Consider the following 1,092-nt stretch of genomic DNA (forward strand, 5'->3'; position numbering starts at 1 on the left):
CCGCTCGCGAACCGTGGATTAATAGCGTGCGCACATAGATGTTGCCCTTGCAGCTGATCCGCCCAAGCCGTCGGCGTTCGCCACTGCTGTATTCGTTCGGGGTCATGCCCAGCCAGGCGCTCAGCTGGCGGCCGCTGGCAAAACGTTCAGGCTTGCCGACAGCCGCTGTCAGGGCGCTGGCCGTCAGCAGGCCAATGCCGCTGACTTCATCCAGCTTGCGCACCACCTCATCGTCAGCGTGCCAGCGCTTGAGCTGCTGCTCGCACTCGGCCATGCATTGTTCGTACAGGTTGATTTCCGCCAGGACGATATGCAGTTGATGGCGCAAGGGGGCCAGCTCGGCGCGATCAACCAACTCGTGGGCGGCGCGGATAAACGCGGCGGTGGACGCTGGGGCTTCGATACCCGCCTCGCGCAGGATGCCGCGCAGCAGGTTGATGCGCTGGGTGCGGCTTTTCTTCCAGGTCTCGCGCAGCCCGTGCAGTTGCTGCAGCAGCTGCTGCTCGTGGGGTTTCACCGGCACCGGATAAATATCCTTGCAGCGCGCCGCTTCCAGCATCGCATCGCAGTCGTTGCGGTCGGTCTTGTTGCGCCGGCGATAGGGCCGGACATAGCGCGCATGGATCAGCTGCACCCGATGCCCCAAGGACTGTGCCACACGCCCCCAGTAGTGGGCCGTACCACAGGCTTCCATCACCCACTCGACCGGCTCGGCCTGCTCCTGTATATATCGCCTGAACGCCTCTCGGTTCAGCCGCTTACGCTGCACCACCTGGCCGACACGGACACTCTCGGCAACTTGGTAAACGGACTTGGCCAGATCAACTGCGATTCGCTTCATAACGGCTCTCCCACTTTTCAATCCTCAACACCTTGGTATAGAACCCTGGTGTGGGGAGAGTCCATTACAGCCTTCAAATCGTTCGCTTCGCTCTCTGGGACTGCGTGCCGCAGCCCCTTAACCTAAACGTTAGAAACATGAGCAGAAATTGGTGAAATCTTGAAGAAGTTAATTATTTACGCACTGATCACATTCGTTGGCTGGAATTACTACCAAAAAAATATTGCTACAACACAAGCAGATATTTCTTC

General features: G+C 58.7%; 1 protein-coding gene. It reads right to left on the bottom strand.

Going from position 1 to position 1,092, the window contains the following annotated elements:
- Positions 1–841: IS110 family transposase (locus AACY13_RS22570; RefSeq protein WP_339463830.1), on the bottom strand; the 841-nt coding region annotated here is incomplete at its 3' end.
- Positions 842–1,092: the final 251 nt, after the last annotated feature.

Origin of the sequence: Pseudomonas sp. EA_105y_Pfl2_R69 (genome assembly GCF_963970915.1) — a bacterium.
In the GTDB taxonomy this organism is placed as follows: Bacteria; Pseudomonadota; Gammaproteobacteria; order Pseudomonadales; family Pseudomonadaceae; genus Aquipseudomonas.